We start from the raw sequence: 14,773 nt of genomic DNA, 5'->3' as shown, positions 1-14,773 counted from the left end.
TTATCAACGTGAATAACAAAGCTAAATTAAGTTAAATTATAAATTTCAAGAGGTTAAGCTTAAAATGCTTCTGATGATCGACAACTATGACTCTTTTACCTACAACATCGTCCAATATTTTGGCGAGTTAAATCAGGAAGTAAAAGTGGTCCGTAATGATGCCGTGACTTTGGAGGATATTGAGCGATGGCAACCAAAATATCTCGTCATTGGACCTGGTCCCTGCTCTCCCTATGAGGCAGGTATTTCAATCCCAGCGATTCAACACTTTTCAGGCAAGATACCACTGCTTGGTGTGTGCTTAGGTCACCAAAGTATCGGGCAAGCATTTGGTGGAGATATTGTTCGTGCAAAAAAAGTAATGCACGGGCGCTTATCTGACATGTACCACTCTGATCAAGGGATCTTTAGCAATCTACCCTCTCCATTCTCAGCGACTCGCTATCATTCTTTAGTCATTGATCAAGCGACTTTGCCTGAATGTTTAGAGGTGACGTGTTGGACCAATGAAGAAGATGGTTCTATGGAAGAAATTATGGGTGTGAAACATAAAACCCTTCCCGTTGAAGGTGTTCAGTTCCATCCAGAATCGATACTCAGCCAACATGGCCACAAAATTTTCCAAAACTTCTTAGAAATTTATGCGTAAGAGCAAGACATGAATATTCAACAAGCATTGAACAACATTACGAAAAATATTGAATTAACGCAGCCTCAAATGGAAGCTGTTATGCGCACCATTATGGATGGTGAAGCGACTGATGCACAAATCGGTGCATTAATGATGGGTTTGCGTTTAAAAGGCGAAAGTATTGACGAAATTACTGCTGCTGCACGTGTGATGCGTGAATACGCGATCAAGATTGATGTCAGTGATCTTCCATACTTAGTCGATATCGTTGGCACGGGTGGTGATGGACAAAACCTGTTTAATGTATCAACTGCATCAAGTTTTGTAATTGCAGCGGCAGGTGCAACGATTGCCAAACACGGTGGCCGAGGTGTGTCATCAAAATCAGGCTCGTCAGATCTATTAGAACAAGCTGGTATTAATCTCGACCTAAATATGGCACAGACTGAACGCTGCATCCGCGATTTGGGTGTGGGTTTTCTCTTTGCTCCAAACCATCATAAAGCAATGAAGTATGCAGCAGGTCCTCGTAAAGAATTGGGCTTCAGAAGCATTTTCAACTTACTTGGCCCGCTTACGAATCCGGCTGGTGTAAAGCGCTTTGTGATTGGCGTGTTCTCAACAGAATTATGTCGACCTATTGCTGAAGTTCTTAAGCAACTTGGTGCTGAGCACGTCATGGTTGTTCACTCTAAAGATGGGCTAGATGAAATCAGTCTTGCTTCATCCACCTATGTTGCTGAGTTAAAAAATGGTGAAATTACTGAATGGGAAATCCTCCCTGAGGATGTAGAGATTGAGTCTCAAACATTGACGCATTTATCTGTTGATAGCTCTGCTGAAAGTTTGGCACTGATCAAAGATGCACTAGGTAAGAAAAAGTCACCGAAAGGTGAAAAAGCGGCCAGTATGATTGCATTAAATGCTGGTGCTGGTATTTATGTCTCAGGTTTAACTTCGAGCTATAAACAAGGTGTGGCATTAGCACATGACATCATTTATGGTGGTCAGGCACTTGAAAAGATGGATGTGCTTTCTGAATTCACAAAAACAATAAAACATTATGAAGCTTAATTAAGTCAGGACATTCTTATGTTAGATATCGCGAATACTATTCTTGGCAAAATTGTTGACCGTAAACAAGAAGAATTTGCTGCACGATTAAAACAACGTAGTTATAAGGACGTCGAAGAACTCGCTCAAGCCGCTAGCCCTGTTCGCGGTTTTGCTCAAGCGCTACAACACAAACGTCCTGCTGTCATTGCTGAAATCAAAAAAGCATCTCCATCTAAAGGCATTATTCGAGAAAACTTCAATCCTGCTGAAATAGCTGAACAGTATCAATCAGCGGGTGCGGCATGTTTATCAGTACTTACAGATATTGATTTCTTCCAAGGTGCCGATGAAAACATTCATATTGCTCGCTCTCACTGTGATTTGCCTGCACTAAGAAAAGATTTCTTAATCGATCCTTATGGTGTGATTGAAGCTCGTGCATTGCATGCAGACTGTATCCTTCTCATTGTTGCATGTCTTTCAGATCAACAACTTGAGGAAATGTCGAAAACTGCATTTGAACATCATTTAGATGTACTGGTTGAAGTGCATGATGAATATGAACTAGAACGTGCTCTCAAATTGTCAGATCGTTGTTTATTAGGCGTTAATAATCGTAATTTAAAAACTTTCGATGTTAATTTAAATACATCTTTACGTTTGAAAAAATTACTTGATCCTTCGCGTTTACTGGTGACTGAAAGTGGCATTGCTACGCCTGCCGATGTTGCCATGATGCAAGAAAATGACATTCACACTTTCCTTGTGGGTGAAAGTTTTATGAAACAGCCTCGTCCTGATCATGCCTTTACCGCATTGTTTGGCGAACCGCAGAATATTTAACTCTAATATTCTGTGGTAAGGTTTTCAAATTCTAAGCTTTAGACCTGATAAGAATGGATTCCCGAATCCATTCTTGCCTCCATTAATTCCAACAACAATAGCTAGAACAAATTCAAAATAAATTTGATTAATAAACCATCAAACACTTATCATTATTTTTCAACAATAAATAGAACATAATCTTATGAAAACGAATCGCTTTAATCCCACATGGACCATTGCTATACCTATAGTTTCACTGGTTATTCTGGGTGTATATCATCTTGTTCCAAGCTTTCCATTTATTGTCACATTACTTTGTGTTGGTCTGATTGGCAGTGTAGTGACTGCTGTGCATCATGCAGAAGTTATTGCTCATAAAGTAGGAGAACCGTTTGGTACGTTAGTGTTGGCATTATCCGTCACGATTATCGAAGTTGCACTGATTGTTTCAATGATGATGTCAGGTGGTCCTGAAGCCATGGGGCTTGCACGTGATACGATTTTTGCAGCGGTGATGATCATCTTAAATGCAATCATTGGTCTAAGCTTATTATTAGGTGCCACTAAACATCAAGTTCAAGGCTTTAATTTAGAAGGTGTCACTGCTGCTTTAGGCACCATGACCGTCATTATTGTTATTGCCATGGTATTGCCAAATTATGTGACTAACTCACCAGCTATTGGCAGCTACAACAATTCACAATTATTTTTTATCGCCATCATTACTTTGATATTATTTTCAGCGTTTACTTTTTTCCAAACTGTACGTCATCGTGACTACTTCCTACCAGTAGAAGTCGATCAGAATGCTGTAGAAGAAGATGTCTTCATTCCTAGTATTCATACTGTCATGATCAGCTTAATAATGCTGATCGTCTCTTTGATTGCTGTGGTATTGTCAGCAAAAGGAATTTCTCCAACACTTGAAAGCCTACTGACTCAGTTTGGCGCACCGTTAGCGACCCTTGGGATCATAATTGCAGCAATTGTATTACTGCCAGAGTTTGGAGCTTCTATTCGTGCAGCAAAAGCAAATCGGCTTCAATCAAGTTTAAATTTAGCCATAGGTTCTGCAATTGCAAGTATCGGACTTACGATTCCTGTGGTGGCTTTTTTTGCGATCGGCATGGGCTGGACACTCGAGTTAGGTTTAGATGCAAAATCATTAGCATTACTCGTACTATCACTTTTTGTTGTTTCAAATTCTCTGCGTACTGGATACACCACCATTTTGCCAGGCATTGTACATCTGTGTATTTTTGCCACATACCTATTTTTTAGCTTTGTCCCTTAAGTTATCTCCACTTAATTTAACCTGTTAAAATCAACTTAAATACTCCTCACTACAAAGTTGAGGGGTTTTCGGATTATAATCACATTCATTCATCTTCCACTTTAAAGTTACAAACACGTTATGAGTAAACATGATTCTTCTTTATCAAAAGATCAATTTAATTTACTGAAACAGTTTAAGAAACAAATCAGTAATCCTGCTCCTCGTGTTGAAGCTCCTAAACCTATTGAAAAGACGGTTGAACAAGAGCATGAGGAAGATTTAGAACTCTTTCGTCAGCAGATGCAAGGTGTTCAAAAAATTGATCATGGCAATATTGCAAAAATTGAGAAACCATTAAAAAAGAAATTGGATGCTCAAACCTTAGCAAAACGTGCTGCTGCTGAAGGTCCAATGCATACTGATGAAACTGTGATGTCTGATACTCAAGCCATGCTCAATCCAGTTGGCAGTCAGGCCAGTCTGAGTTATCGAATTGCGACCTTACAACATAAAGTATTTGAAGATCTGAAAGCTGGAAATTTACGTTGGTTTGAAGCAGTTGATTTGCATGGCTGTACCGTAGAAGAAGCACGTTCAGCTGTATTGCAAATTATTCAGATGGCGAAAGAGCAAAATCAAAACGTCATTAAAATTGTTCATGGTAAAGGTCCTGAAGCTGTTTTAAAAACCTATGTTAATAGTTGGCTCAGACAACATCGTGATGTTTTGGCTTTTGTCAGTGCGCCTGAAAAACAAGGTGGCACTGGCGCGGTCTTAGTTCTGCTTAAACGTGCAGAAAAGAATCCAAAATTTACTCAATAATCGGAATTTTTTCTGAATATACGGCATTGTAATCGTTTTCTGATACAATGCCGTCCTTGTTCAACATCTGTGTAAGTGAACACGTCTTATGTCTATGCAGCAATCCTACGCCAACATTTTAACTGCCGTTGGCGAAGATCTTACTCGTCCTGGTCTTAAAGATACACCAATGCGTGCTGCTAAAGCTTTTTCGTATTTGACGTCAGGTTATAGCCAAACGCTTGAAGAAGTGACCAACAATGCGGTCTTCCCTTCAGACAACCGTGAAATGGTTTTGGTCAAGAACATCGAATTCTATTCGCTTTGTGAACATCATTTACTGCCGTTCTATGGACGTGTGCATATTGCCTACTTACCAGAAGGTCAAGTTTTAGGTTTATCTAAATTTGCACGTATTACTGAAATGTTTGCCCGTCGTCTACAGATTCAAGAAAATCTAACTCAACAGATTGCTGAAGCTGTGGCTCAAGTGACTGGTGCTAGAGGCGTAGCTGTTGTCATTGATTCAGCACATATGTGTATGATGATGCGTGGTGTAGGCAAACAAGAGTCAACCACTCGTACAGTATCATTTGTTGGGGACTTTAAAACTAACAAAGATGAACGTCGCGAGTTTCTGAGCGCTGTTCCAGAAAGTTATTAATTCATAAAACCTCAACCTTGTTGAGGTTTTTTTTAGACCGTATTCCAAGGCTCAATTTCTTAAGGTGAATATATGACATCTCTTCATGTTGCAGGTCAAGGTCAACAACACGCAGAAAAGTCAGTCGACTTCCCGCGTCCTGATCGTCTCGTCCAAGGCAATCCCGAACGTCACACCTACAGTCTTTATGAACACGAGCATATGGACTGTGGGATTTGGGAATGTGAAGTTGGTGCTTGGAATATTCAATTTGCCGACAATAAACAAGAATTCTTTCAAATTATAGAAGGAAAAGTTCGCATCCACACTCAAAGTAAAAATCACTTTATCGAAGTTTCGGCAGGTCAAGCAGGTGTAATACCACCAGGATTCATTGGAACATTCGAAGTCGTTGAGAAAGTGAAAAAGTACTATGTGAATGTAATCGTTTAAAAACAAGCTTCACCTTTCAACACAGTACTTCCTAGTACTGTGTATTTACCAATAGCGTGTAAATCCTAAACTGGTTTGATGCCAATCATGCTGTTCTTGTAATTGATAATTCCAGTGAATAGAGATAGCACTTTGCGAGTTAAGTGCATACTGAACTGAGGATCGTAGTCCGAGCTGCCAATCCTGCTGATCTTCCCAAAAAGGGATTTCAATTTGCACTAAGCTATTCACTCGATCTGACCATAAACTTTGGCAACCTACAGTTGGCCCTAGCCCCAATCTCCAGCCCTTTTCTAAAATTTTTCCAGCTTGAATATGATTCTGCATCTGCGCATAACACAGGTGTTCACGATCTGCATCTGCCCAACTATATCCAAACTGTGTTGATAGATTCAAAACACCATGTTGCTCGGTATCACTGAAATTTCCAGAATCATCAATTGAGATTTGCTTCCAACCGAATCCAAATCCCCAGCTCAACGGCGTCTTAAAAGGCGTAATTGGATTATAAGAATTCAATTCTAAAAGATCCAAATCAGCCAACTTGAGTTGATCATTCCGAAGCTCAAGACTTCCCTCAAGAAATTTCAACTGTGTTCCAAGTCGGTATCCCCCCTGAGGATCAGATAAATCATGATACGCTAGTCGATGATTGATCTGCACAAACGTATCGTCCTGCACTCGTCCAAACTCAATCGATGTTTTTCGAGCATGATGCCCATCCACAGGGTCAATTCGTGGTCTTGCCACTTCAGTACGTTGTTTTTCAACAGGGAGTTGACTTCTTAAACTCAAAATTTGTCGTATTTTAGGTTGCGCAATACTCGCTTCGATTTTTTGAGAAATAAGCTGTAGATACAAATGATCATATGCCATCTCAAGAATACGCGCCTGATCCTTGGCCGTAAATTGAGCTAAAAATTCACGCATTTGTGCTGGTTGCACCAGCGTTAATTGATGTGCCGAATGTGCTAAGTCATTACCATGTTGTTTGGCTTGATGAAGTAACTGCGTTTCAAGTGCTGGGCGATAAACAGTATCTTTAATGAGGCCTTGCTGCTGCACCGCTTTGATGGTTTCGACTGGAATTGCAGTATGACTAAACTGTACTTGTAGATTGGCATCGGGTTTTACCAAATCAATGAGTCCCAATAAGCGGTAGGCACAATTATCACTTATAAAATAATAGGGAAATTGGACATGCTTTAACTCCCAGATATGTTGTACTAAACGTGTTGTTTCTTCTGGGTTTAATGCTAATTCGTATTCCCACAAATCACGGCTTTCGAAATCACCATACTCTTTTACTTTTCGATAGTAGGGCATTAACGAGTATTCACCTGGATATTGACCCGTTAAACCTTTCCAAGCAAAAGAAAAACTATCACTATTTTCGACCGTCGCGGCGTAGTTGACTGCATAAGAAATAAGATTAAGCTCTTTTTGATCTTTAGGATCAAGACGCAGCAAGGTATGACCAAACATCGAACTTGGATTTCCCATGAAATCTGTCGCATAAATCAATGTTGCTTGATACGGTTTAATCTGTCCAATCCATTTCTCTAGAGCAGGACAATCTGCTTTAGGAAGCTCCTCTTGTTTTATTTTCAGTTGTTCTATTAACCATGCAGAGCGAGCTGGGAAACGACATAAAATGGATTGATCTTGTCCTCGATCTATAAATAATTCACGAATATTTGCATTCAGCTCCTCTTCTAAATTATCTGCACCATTTGCACTAAAAAAAAATCCTGAATAGCTGACTTCACTCTTCTCTTGATGTGCATACATTAATCTTTGCCAAGTTTTATTTTTATCAAGCTGATGGTGTTGTGCTTGTGCAATATATTGTTCAACTGGAGAAGTATATGCATGTGTCAGAAAGCTACTGACAATCAAGGCAGAAAAAAAAGCAAATTTCATAAAATGAACTTAATAATGATGAAACAAAAAAACCCTGCCATAAGACAGGGTTTTCGCAATTAAACGTAAGCTTTTAATACTTCGTCTTGAGACATAACAGTTTGAAGAGATGCAAGGACTTGGAATGCATCTTGATTGTCCGCTGAATAAATTTCAGAGAAATTTTCTTTTGATACTGCAAAGAAACGTGCTTTATCTTCAGATTTAATATTCAGAAGCTCTGCAAGGACGTTAAGACTTTCCCCCTCACCTACCGCCATATCACGTGCAAGAGCTTCGGCATTTTCATTTGTAAATGTTACTGCTTGTGCTGTTACTGTACCTGTACCACTACAGCCTAACGTCCCGAAAGTAATACCGAATAATTGGTTAGCAAATAAACCGTTGGTCGTACCTGCTAAGATTTTTGCAACTTTACCAGACTGACCTGCCCAAACTTGTGAACCGATACCACAACCCACATCACGGTCAGCAAATGCAGCTGTTGATCCTACTGCCAATACCGCAGCTAAAGCTAATTTTTTATACATAACATCACTCCAAACTTGATGTGCTCAAGTGTTCTTTATTGTTCCAATTTTGTTCTTTTACGAACTTCTTTAACATAGCGATATCAAGCCAAGAACGCAAAACAAATCTTACCAATGCCATCAAGTATCGAGTTTTTTTGATGAATTAACTTATTCGCCCTTCAATCGCCACAAACCCTGTGAATTCCGTTCACCTAAGATTTTTAACACCAATACTAAACTCAGCATTAATAGGAGATACCAAGAACCAAGTTTCCCCCATCCCACCATATGCCACTGTTCCACTTGCGTTGGATACAACCAAATTTGATAAAAAGTACTAATATTTTCAGCAATCCAAATAATAAATGCCAACAACAAAAGCACAGGAAGCATTGGCAAGGTCATCTCATGATATTTAAGCTTGAACGTTATTTTAGTTTTCCAAAATATCAACACGCTCCATGCAAACAGTAAATATCGTATATCTGGGATAAAGAACTTCGTCATAAAGTTTAAATAGGACAAAATCGCTAAACTCAGCATATTAAAAAAACTAGGTAAGTTCTCAATTTCTACACGATAGAGCCTGAGTGAACGAGCAAAAAAACTGCCCACGGCAGAATACATAAATCCCGCAAAAAGTGGTACGGTCATAATCTTAAATACCGCAGGTTGCGGATATTGCCATGATGCAATCTGTGGATGTGTCAGGAAAATCTCCATGACCATGGCCACCATATGAAAAATTGCAATAACTTTGGCTTCAGCCCAAGACTCTAACTTTAAAAGCAGTAAACAGACCTGAATAACCACTGCATAAATCAAGAGGTAGTCGTATCGGTACAATCCATAATATTCTTGATGCCCCATCGAAGCCGTCAAAGCAAAGGCAAGCAGTAATAAAATACCAAATAAGGCAGCGGATGCTGCCTTATAATGAAACTCAAACAATGATTTTAAAAAGCTCACACATTCATCCTAAATGTTTAGCCTAAATATTTTGCGCTGTACTCATGTACCGTATCAATGAAAACTTTAGGATTCGCAGGATCTACCCATTGGGTGATACCGTGTCCAAGGTTTGCAACATAACCCGTTTTTTCACCAGCAGCATAGGCATCATCGAGCATTAGTTTTACTGACTTTTCGATACTCGCAGGAGAGCCATATAATGTTGCAGGGTCTAAATTACCTTGTAGGGCAGCGCGACCAGCAACAGTTTGACGTGCAACATTTAAAGGGGTTGTCCAATCCAGTCCAAACGCATCAGCGCCAGTTGCGATCATAGGCTCTAACCATTGACCACCACCTTTGGTAAATAAAATTACTGGTACTTTGCGACCATCATTTTCACGCTTTAAACCTTTCACGATTTTGTGCATATAATTGAGTGAAAATTCTTGATATTCTCGATGTGCGAGTGCCCCCCCCCAACTGTCAAAAATTTGAATCGCCTGCGCACCTGCCTCAATCTGTGCGTTCAAATAATCTATGACTGAATCAGCCAAATGATCTAACAAGGCATGTAAAACTTCAGGTTGTGCATACATCATTTGCTTGGTGTAACGGAAATCTTTACTCGACCCACCCTCGATCATGTAAGTTGCGAGTGTCCATGGGCTTCCAGAAAACCCAATTAGCGGTACTTGACCACCTAATGCTGAGCGAATTGTCGACACTGCATTCATGACATAGTCTAAGTCCGATTTAGCATCAATTTTTGGTAATTGGGCTACATCTTGTTCAGTACGGACTGTTTTCTTAAATTTTGGTCCTTCCCCTGCTTCAAAATATAGTCCTAAGCCCAAAGCATCAGGAACAGTCAAAATATCTGAAAATAGAATGGCTGCATCTAAGTCATAGCGACGAAGCGGCTGTAAAGTCACTTCACAAGCAAAGTCATTATTTTTGCACAAAGAAAGAAAATCACCCGCAGTTGCACGTGTCGCACGATATTCAGGTAAATATCGACCAGCCTGACGCATCATCCAAACTGGCGTGCAGTCCACAGGTTCACGTAATAAGGCACGCAGAAAACGATCATTTTTTAAGGTCGTCATTTACTTTCTCGATGCAAAATTGAAATTCCATTCATCATACCAAAAAGCTGCACTTTAAAGTATTTAGTTAGAATGAAAATAAAGATTGAGACTATCGGAATTTATTTGATTTAAACAAAACAAATACTGCATATCCGTGTTTTTTCTGCAATACTTTGTCCGTGTTTTTATAAATCAATATGAATAATTCTTAAGGTTGAATTACATGTTCGTTCGCTCAATTCTTGCTTTGAGTTTAAGTTGTATTATGTCTGGAACTGCATTGGCTGCTTCTGGTACTGCTGAACAACCGCTTTCTCCAATTACAAAAACGAGTTTAGATACTATTCAAGATCCAATTGATCCTCTCGCGGTAGAATCTAGCTCTGAAGCCCAAATTAGCCAGCAAGAGCAAAATGATCTAAATCAAGCTGCAGATACGCTTCAAAACCTAGAAAGAACTGAGGATAGCACTGCGGACATTGGCAGTGCACCTGCATCTTCAGCAGTGACAAATCCAGCTCCATCTACATCAGCACCTGCTACAGCAAATTCATGGACGCTAGACAGTCTGAATAATGCTGAATGGTATGAAAATATTGGCAAAGGTCAGTTCCCTGTATATGCCCGTGCACATGTAATGTTAAATAATTCACATGCTTCACCAGGTGCTATTGACGGTACAAGTGGAAAAAATACACTTAAAGCAATTGCTTCATTCCAGCAAATGAATGGCTTAAAGGCTACAGGTGTTTTGACGAAAGAAACTTGGGATGCTCTAGTTGCACGCCAAGCTGGTAAACCTGCTTATGTCGAATATACGATTACTGAAGCAGACCTAAAAGGTCCTTATGCAGCCTCAATTCCTCATGACTATGCTTTACAAGCGAAAATGAAAGGTCTGTATTACACTCGTGTAAGTGAAATGCTGGCTGAAAAATTCCATATGGATGAAGAGTTTCTCAAGAAACTGAATCCTAAAGCGACATTTAAGAAAGCGGGTGAAAAGCTTATTGTGACCAACATTCGCAATGAACTTCCAGAAAATATTCATTTAATCGTGGCACATAAAGGCGCTAAACAACTTTATTTGTTTAACCAACAAAACCAAATGGTTGGTTCATTCCCAGCAACCATCGGTAGTGCTGACACTCCATCGCCGACAGGAACATACAAAATTACTGGCGTAGCGAAAAACCCTTGGTATAGCTATTCACCAAGTAACTTTGTACAAGGTAAAAACTTGAAGCCACTTTCATTACCACCTGGTCCTAATGGCCCTGTAGGTAATATCTGGATCGGTTTAAGCAAAAAATCGTTCGGTATTCACGGCACACCTAATCCATCAAGTATTTCAAAGACAGCTTCACACGGTTGTATCCGCTTAACCAACTGGGATGCGAATGATTTGGGTAATAAAGTTCGTTCTGGCGTTACCGTAAAATTCTTAGAATAATCTAATTTTAAAAAGCCTGCTTCAAGCAGGCTTTTTTATCCTTTTTACGTTTCAAAATTAGAACGATAAGTTGTCCTAATCCACTATCTTATTTATTTTAAACTATTAAAATAACTTCATCTTTAAGAATAATGAAAGGAGCATCATCATGAATGCTTATTTACATCGCAGTGAATCACGTGGTCATGTAAAAATGGGTTGGTTAGAATCCAAACACAGCTTCTCATTTGGGAGCTGGTATGACCCTAACCACATGGGCATCAGTGCTCTCCGTGTCATTAATGATGATCTCATTGCTGGTCATCAAGGTTTCGGTACACATCCACACGACAATATGGAAATTCTCACCTGTGTATTACAGGGAGCGATTACACATAAAGATAGTATGGGTAACCACGGTGATATCAAAGCTGGTGAATGGCAACTGATGAGTGCTGGTACAGGCATTCAACACAGTGAAATCAATCAAGGTGATGAAACAGTTCATTTACTGCAAATCTGGATTATTCCAAATCAGCGCAATGCAGAGCCGAATTACCAACAAATTCAATTCGATCCTGCTGAACAACCGAACAAATGGCATCTGATTTGTGGGCCCACAGAACAAGCACCCATGCATATTCGCCAAAATGCGGAGGTTAAAACAGCTGTTTTGGAGAAAGGTCATTCACTTGAAGTTGTTCCAACACAACATGTCAGCTATCTACATGTGATTAGTGGTTCAATTCAAGTCGCTGAACACACTGTGAATGCTGGAGATGCTATTGCATTTATTGATCCAGCGCAGATTGAAGCATCAGAAGATGCTCGTGTGATTTGGTTCGATCTTCCAGAAAAAGTGGCTTAAACGCTGTAGAGAAACCACCTTAGGGTGGTTTTTTTATGACTTGCTCAAGCTCAAAAAATTAAATAAAACAGTAAATATCAGTCTTAATATCGCACGAATATGAAGAAAATAAAAAAAGCCACTAATGATTAGTGGCTTTTTAAAAATTTGGCGGAAGCGGTGAGATTCGAACTCACGGAGGACTCACACCCTCGTCGGTTTTCAAGACCGGTGCATTAAACCGCTCTGCCACGCTTCCAATGGCGGCTATCATATAAATATTTTTTAAAATTGGCAAACACTTTTCTAAGAAATTTTGCTCACCTGCCTATTTTTAAATCAAAAAGCACTATTTTGCTGAATTTTCGAGCTTTTCATAGCGAATTGAATTAATAAACCATGTTTTTTTCCCCAAGGGTGTATGTACCTCAAATTCATCATCTACTTGCTTACCTAACATTGCACGTGCCATAGGTGAATCTATTGAAATATGTTGAGGATGATGATCATAAATTTCATCTACACCGACAATCCGAATCGTCTTTAGTTGTCCTTCCTCGTTCTCGATGTCTACCCAAGCGCCAAAATATACTTTGCCCTCTTGTTCAGGAGAAAAATCGATAATCCGCAACTCTTCAAGTCGTTTACCGAGGTAACGAACACGACGGTCTATTTTTCGTAAAATTTGTTTATTGTTTTGATATTCTGCGTTTTCAGAACGATCACCTAAACTGGCAGCCCAATTCACTTTTTTGGTGATTTCAGGTCGTTCCTCATGCCATAAATACTGTAGTTCTGCGACCAATTTGTCATGCCCACTTCGGGTAATTAAATTCGATTTCATAGGCGATAAAATGAGTATTTTGCTTACGTTATAGCGACACATTGCAACATTTTATACCGCATTTCTACATGGAAAAATTTTATAAAGTTTTTTCTTTTTATTTATCAATACCTTAAAACCATGTTTTTTATTTTTTTTGTACAAAATTTGACATGAGTAAAATTGACCATTAATATGCGCCCATGTTTTATCTTGATTACTTTTTGTACGAAGATCTTTTCTTCAATATTTTATCCACCCACACATGTCATTTTGAATGACGTTCATGACGCCCACCCTAATTGAATTTATCAACTTTAAATAAAAGTTTAAGGCGGTACTGCTTTTGCTTTTTTTGGGCATAAATTACTTGTAGCGGAGACAACATGCGCAGTAGTTCAAACACTGGATCGAGGCTTTGCCTTAATTCACTAACTTCTTCTCTCTCGTTTAAAGCGATGGTCCTCGCTACAGCATTTATCCCATTTCATGCATTAAATGCAACAAAGACCGACAACCAATACAACTCCATTGTAAATTCGAACAAACTTACAGTGGTGGCCGTGTCAAATCCCACCGTGGTTTTTAAAGACGGTAACTTCAAACATGGCTTTGGCTATGACTTGGTGAGCAGTTATGCTCAAAATTTAAATGTAAAACTCGATTTTAAAACGGTTCAAAGTAATGAAGCCGCTTTGAAAATGGTGCAGCAAGGTAAAGCTCATTTCGCGGTGACCACAGCATCGATCATGACCATTGAGCAAAAGAATCTTTCAGGTTTTTCCGCATCATGTGGTGACCTTGAAAGCTTACGCAAAAATGGGCTTAATCCAGAAATCAATTGGGTTTTTAAGAATGCTGCTGATCCTTTAACAGATACTGCCAGCGGTTTTGTTTGTCAAAGCAAGCAAAATGGTGCTATCCGTCAAATGGCATCTTTCTACAACCGCAACGTGGTTAAACAAGATGATTGGGATACTATTCAGCGCAATCTGAAAACACGTATGCCAATTTATAAAGCTAGCTTTAAAAAGTCAGCCCAAACATACGACTTAGATTGGCACTTCCTTGCTGCGATAGGCTATCAAGAGTCGTTCTTAAAACCGAATTCTGTGTCTCCTACAGGTGTGCGTGGCATCATGATGCTCACCAACAACACAGCAAAAGCAATGGGTGTGTCGAATCGTGTTGATCCTGCTCAAAGTATTGCAGGTGGTGCGAAGTATTTTGATCTGATGATGTCGAAATATGATTATATTCCTAAACATGATCGTTATTGGTATGCCCTCGTGGCTTACAATATGGGGCCAGGTGCCACAGATGCGATTATGAAGCGCCTAAAAGCCCAAGGAAAAAATCCGAATGATTGGATACAGGTATATGATTTTCTTTACCGTAATCAATCGCACAATACGCGTTATAAGCAAGCGATCCAATACGTCACTCGTATTCGTGCTTATTTAGAACATATTAAAACGACACCAAGTTTGGTGAGTATTTAACAAAAAA

At 39.4% G+C, this 14,773-nt stretch carries 15 protein-coding genes and 1 tRNA gene; 10 read left to right on the top strand and 6 right to left on the bottom strand.

The features are described 5' to 3' along the window. The first annotated feature begins 64 nt into the window (after nt 1-64). From CL42_RS08030 to CL42_RS08000, 7 genes are all read left to right on the top strand, one after another. Complete coding sequence (locus tag CL42_RS08030; protein ID WP_035266995.1) at nt 65-649, top strand: anthranilate synthase component II; 585 nt, start codon at nt 65-67, stop codon at nt 647-649. Nucleotides 650-658: 9 nt separating this feature from the next. After that, nucleotides 659-1,705 carry an anthranilate phosphoribosyltransferase gene (trpD, locus tag CL42_RS08025; protein WP_035266991.1) on the top strand — a complete coding sequence of 349 codons (1,047 nt, stop codon included), beginning with the start codon at nt 659-661 and terminating at the stop codon, nt 1,703-1,705. 18 nt (nt 1,706-1,723) lie between these two features. Further along, a complete protein-coding gene (gene trpC, locus CL42_RS08020) occupies nt 1,724-2,530 on the top strand; it encodes an indole-3-glycerol phosphate synthase TrpC (RefSeq protein ID WP_035266990.1) in 807 nt (268 codons plus the stop codon). Between the two features lie 184 nt (nt 2,531-2,714). Continuing rightward, nucleotides 2,715-3,806: a calcium:proton antiporter gene (locus CL42_RS08015; RefSeq protein ID WP_035266988.1), complete on the top strand. Its 1,092-nt coding sequence runs from the start codon at nt 2,715-2,717 to the stop codon at nt 3,804-3,806. Between the two features lie 120 nt (nt 3,807-3,926). Further along, nucleotides 3,927-4,610 (top strand): Smr/MutS family protein, encoded by a 684-nt coding sequence (locus CL42_RS08010; protein ID WP_035266985.1) that lies wholly within the window; start codon nt 3,927-3,929, stop codon nt 4,608-4,610. A gap of 94 nt (nt 4,611-4,704) precedes the next feature. After that, nucleotides 4,705-5,253 carry a GTP cyclohydrolase I FolE gene (gene folE, locus CL42_RS08005; protein ID WP_171076769.1) on the top strand — a complete coding sequence of 183 codons (549 nt, stop codon included), beginning with the start codon at nt 4,705-4,707 and terminating at the stop codon, nt 5,251-5,253. Between the two features lie 72 nt (nt 5,254-5,325). Continuing rightward, nucleotides 5,326-5,685: a cupin domain-containing protein gene (locus CL42_RS08000; RefSeq protein WP_035266981.1), complete on the top strand. Its 360-nt coding sequence runs from the start codon at nt 5,326-5,328 to the stop codon at nt 5,683-5,685. Nucleotides 5,686-5,730: 45 nt separating this feature from the next. Here the strand turns inward: CL42_RS08000 and CL42_RS07995 are convergent, their stop codons facing one another. From CL42_RS07995 to hemE, 4 genes are all read right to left on the bottom strand, one after another. Further along, nucleotides 5,731-7,608 carry a DUF4105 domain-containing protein gene (locus CL42_RS07995; protein WP_035266979.1) on the bottom strand — a complete coding sequence of 626 codons (1,878 nt, stop codon included), beginning with the start codon at nt 7,606-7,608 and terminating at the stop codon, nt 5,731-5,733. A 59-nt stretch (nt 7,609-7,667) separates the two neighbouring features. Beyond that, complete coding sequence (locus tag CL42_RS07990; RefSeq protein ID WP_035266978.1) at nt 7,668-8,138, bottom strand: DUF3015 family protein; 471 nt, start codon at nt 8,136-8,138, stop codon at nt 7,668-7,670. Between the two features lie 150 nt (nt 8,139-8,288). Then, a complete protein-coding gene (locus CL42_RS07985; protein WP_035266975.1) occupies nt 8,289-9,089 on the bottom strand; it encodes a DUF817 family protein in 801 nt (266 codons plus the stop codon). 17 nt (nt 9,090-9,106) lie between these two features. Then, on the bottom strand, nt 9,107-10,180 hold the full coding sequence (gene hemE, locus CL42_RS07980; protein WP_035266972.1) for a uroporphyrinogen decarboxylase: 1,074 nt from the start codon (nt 10,178-10,180) through the stop codon (nt 9,107-9,109). Between the two features lie 205 nt (nt 10,181-10,385). Here hemE and CL42_RS07975 point away from each other — a divergent pair, with 205 nt between their 5' ends. Together CL42_RS07975 and CL42_RS07970 are read left to right on the top strand one after the other, a co-directional pair. Beyond that, nucleotides 10,386-11,615 carry a L,D-transpeptidase family protein gene (locus tag CL42_RS07975; protein WP_035266970.1) on the top strand — a complete coding sequence of 410 codons (1,230 nt, stop codon included), beginning with the start codon at nt 10,386-10,388 and terminating at the stop codon, nt 11,613-11,615. Nucleotides 11,616-11,763: 148 nt separating this feature from the next. Next, nucleotides 11,764-12,462: a pirin family protein gene (locus CL42_RS07970; RefSeq protein ID WP_035266968.1), complete on the top strand. Its 699-nt coding sequence runs from the start codon at nt 11,764-11,766 to the stop codon at nt 12,460-12,462. Between the two features lie 148 nt (nt 12,463-12,610). On the opposite strand, the gene CL42_RS07965 is transcribed toward CL42_RS07970, so the two are convergent. Beyond that, nucleotides 12,611-12,700 (bottom strand) — tRNA-Ser (locus CL42_RS07965). 90 nt (nt 12,701-12,790) lie between these two features. After that, nucleotides 12,791-13,285, bottom strand: a complete 495-nt coding sequence (greB, locus tag CL42_RS07960) for a transcription elongation factor GreB (RefSeq protein WP_035266966.1) — start codon at nt 13,283-13,285, stop codon at nt 12,791-12,793. Nucleotides 13,286-13,650: 365 nt separating this feature from the next. On the opposite strand from greB, the gene CL42_RS07955 reads away from it, so the two are divergent. Beyond that, nucleotides 13,651-14,766: a transglycosylase SLT domain-containing protein gene (locus tag CL42_RS07955; protein ID WP_035266964.1), complete on the top strand. Its 1,116-nt coding sequence runs from the start codon at nt 13,651-13,653 to the stop codon at nt 14,764-14,766. Nucleotides 14,767-14,773 lie beyond the last annotated feature (7 nt).

The organism is Acinetobacter sp. Ver3 (assembly GCF_000632455.1).
Classification (GTDB): domain Bacteria; phylum Pseudomonadota; class Gammaproteobacteria; order Pseudomonadales; family Moraxellaceae; genus Acinetobacter.
This window is presented reverse-complemented; position numbering and strand designations above follow the sequence as displayed.

Excerpts from the sequence above, each read along its gene's own strand:
- CL42_RS08030 (WP_035266995.1), top strand. The coding sequence starts at position 65 with ATGCTTCTGATGATCGACAACTATGACTCTTTTACCTACAACATCGTC.
- trpD (WP_035266991.1), top strand. The coding sequence starts at position 659 with ATGAATATTCAACAAGCATTGAACAACATTACGAAAAATATTGAATTA.
- trpC (WP_035266990.1), top strand. The coding sequence starts at position 1,724 with ATGTTAGATATCGCGAATACTATTCTTGGCAAAATTGTTGACCGTAAA.
- CL42_RS08015 (WP_035266988.1), top strand. The coding sequence starts at position 2,715 with ATGAAAACGAATCGCTTTAATCCCACATGGACCATTGCTATACCTATA.
- CL42_RS08010 (WP_035266985.1), top strand. The coding sequence starts at position 3,927 with ATGAGTAAACATGATTCTTCTTTATCAAAAGATCAATTTAATTTACTG.
- folE (WP_171076769.1), top strand. The coding sequence starts at position 4,705 with ATGCAGCAATCCTACGCCAACATTTTAACTGCCGTTGGCGAAGATCTT.
- CL42_RS08000 (WP_035266981.1), top strand. The coding sequence starts at position 5,326 with ATGACATCTCTTCATGTTGCAGGTCAAGGTCAACAACACGCAGAAAAG.
- CL42_RS07995 (WP_035266979.1), bottom strand. The coding sequence starts at position 7,608 with ATGAAATTTGCTTTTTTTTCTGCCTTGATTGTCAGTAGCTTTCTGACA.
- CL42_RS07990 (WP_035266978.1), bottom strand. The coding sequence starts at position 8,138 with ATGTATAAAAAATTAGCTTTAGCTGCGGTATTGGCAGTAGGATCAACA.
- hemE (WP_035266972.1), bottom strand. The coding sequence starts at position 10,180 with ATGACGACCTTAAAAAATGATCGTTTTCTGCGTGCCTTATTACGTGAA.
- CL42_RS07975 (WP_035266970.1), top strand. The coding sequence starts at position 10,386 with ATGTTCGTTCGCTCAATTCTTGCTTTGAGTTTAAGTTGTATTATGTCT.
- CL42_RS07970 (WP_035266968.1), top strand. The coding sequence starts at position 11,764 with ATGAATGCTTATTTACATCGCAGTGAATCACGTGGTCATGTAAAAATG.
- greB (WP_035266966.1), bottom strand. The coding sequence starts at position 13,285 with ATGAAATCGAATTTAATTACCCGAAGTGGGCATGACAAATTGGTCGCA.
- CL42_RS07955 (WP_035266964.1), top strand. The coding sequence starts at position 13,651 with ATGCGCAGTAGTTCAAACACTGGATCGAGGCTTTGCCTTAATTCACTA.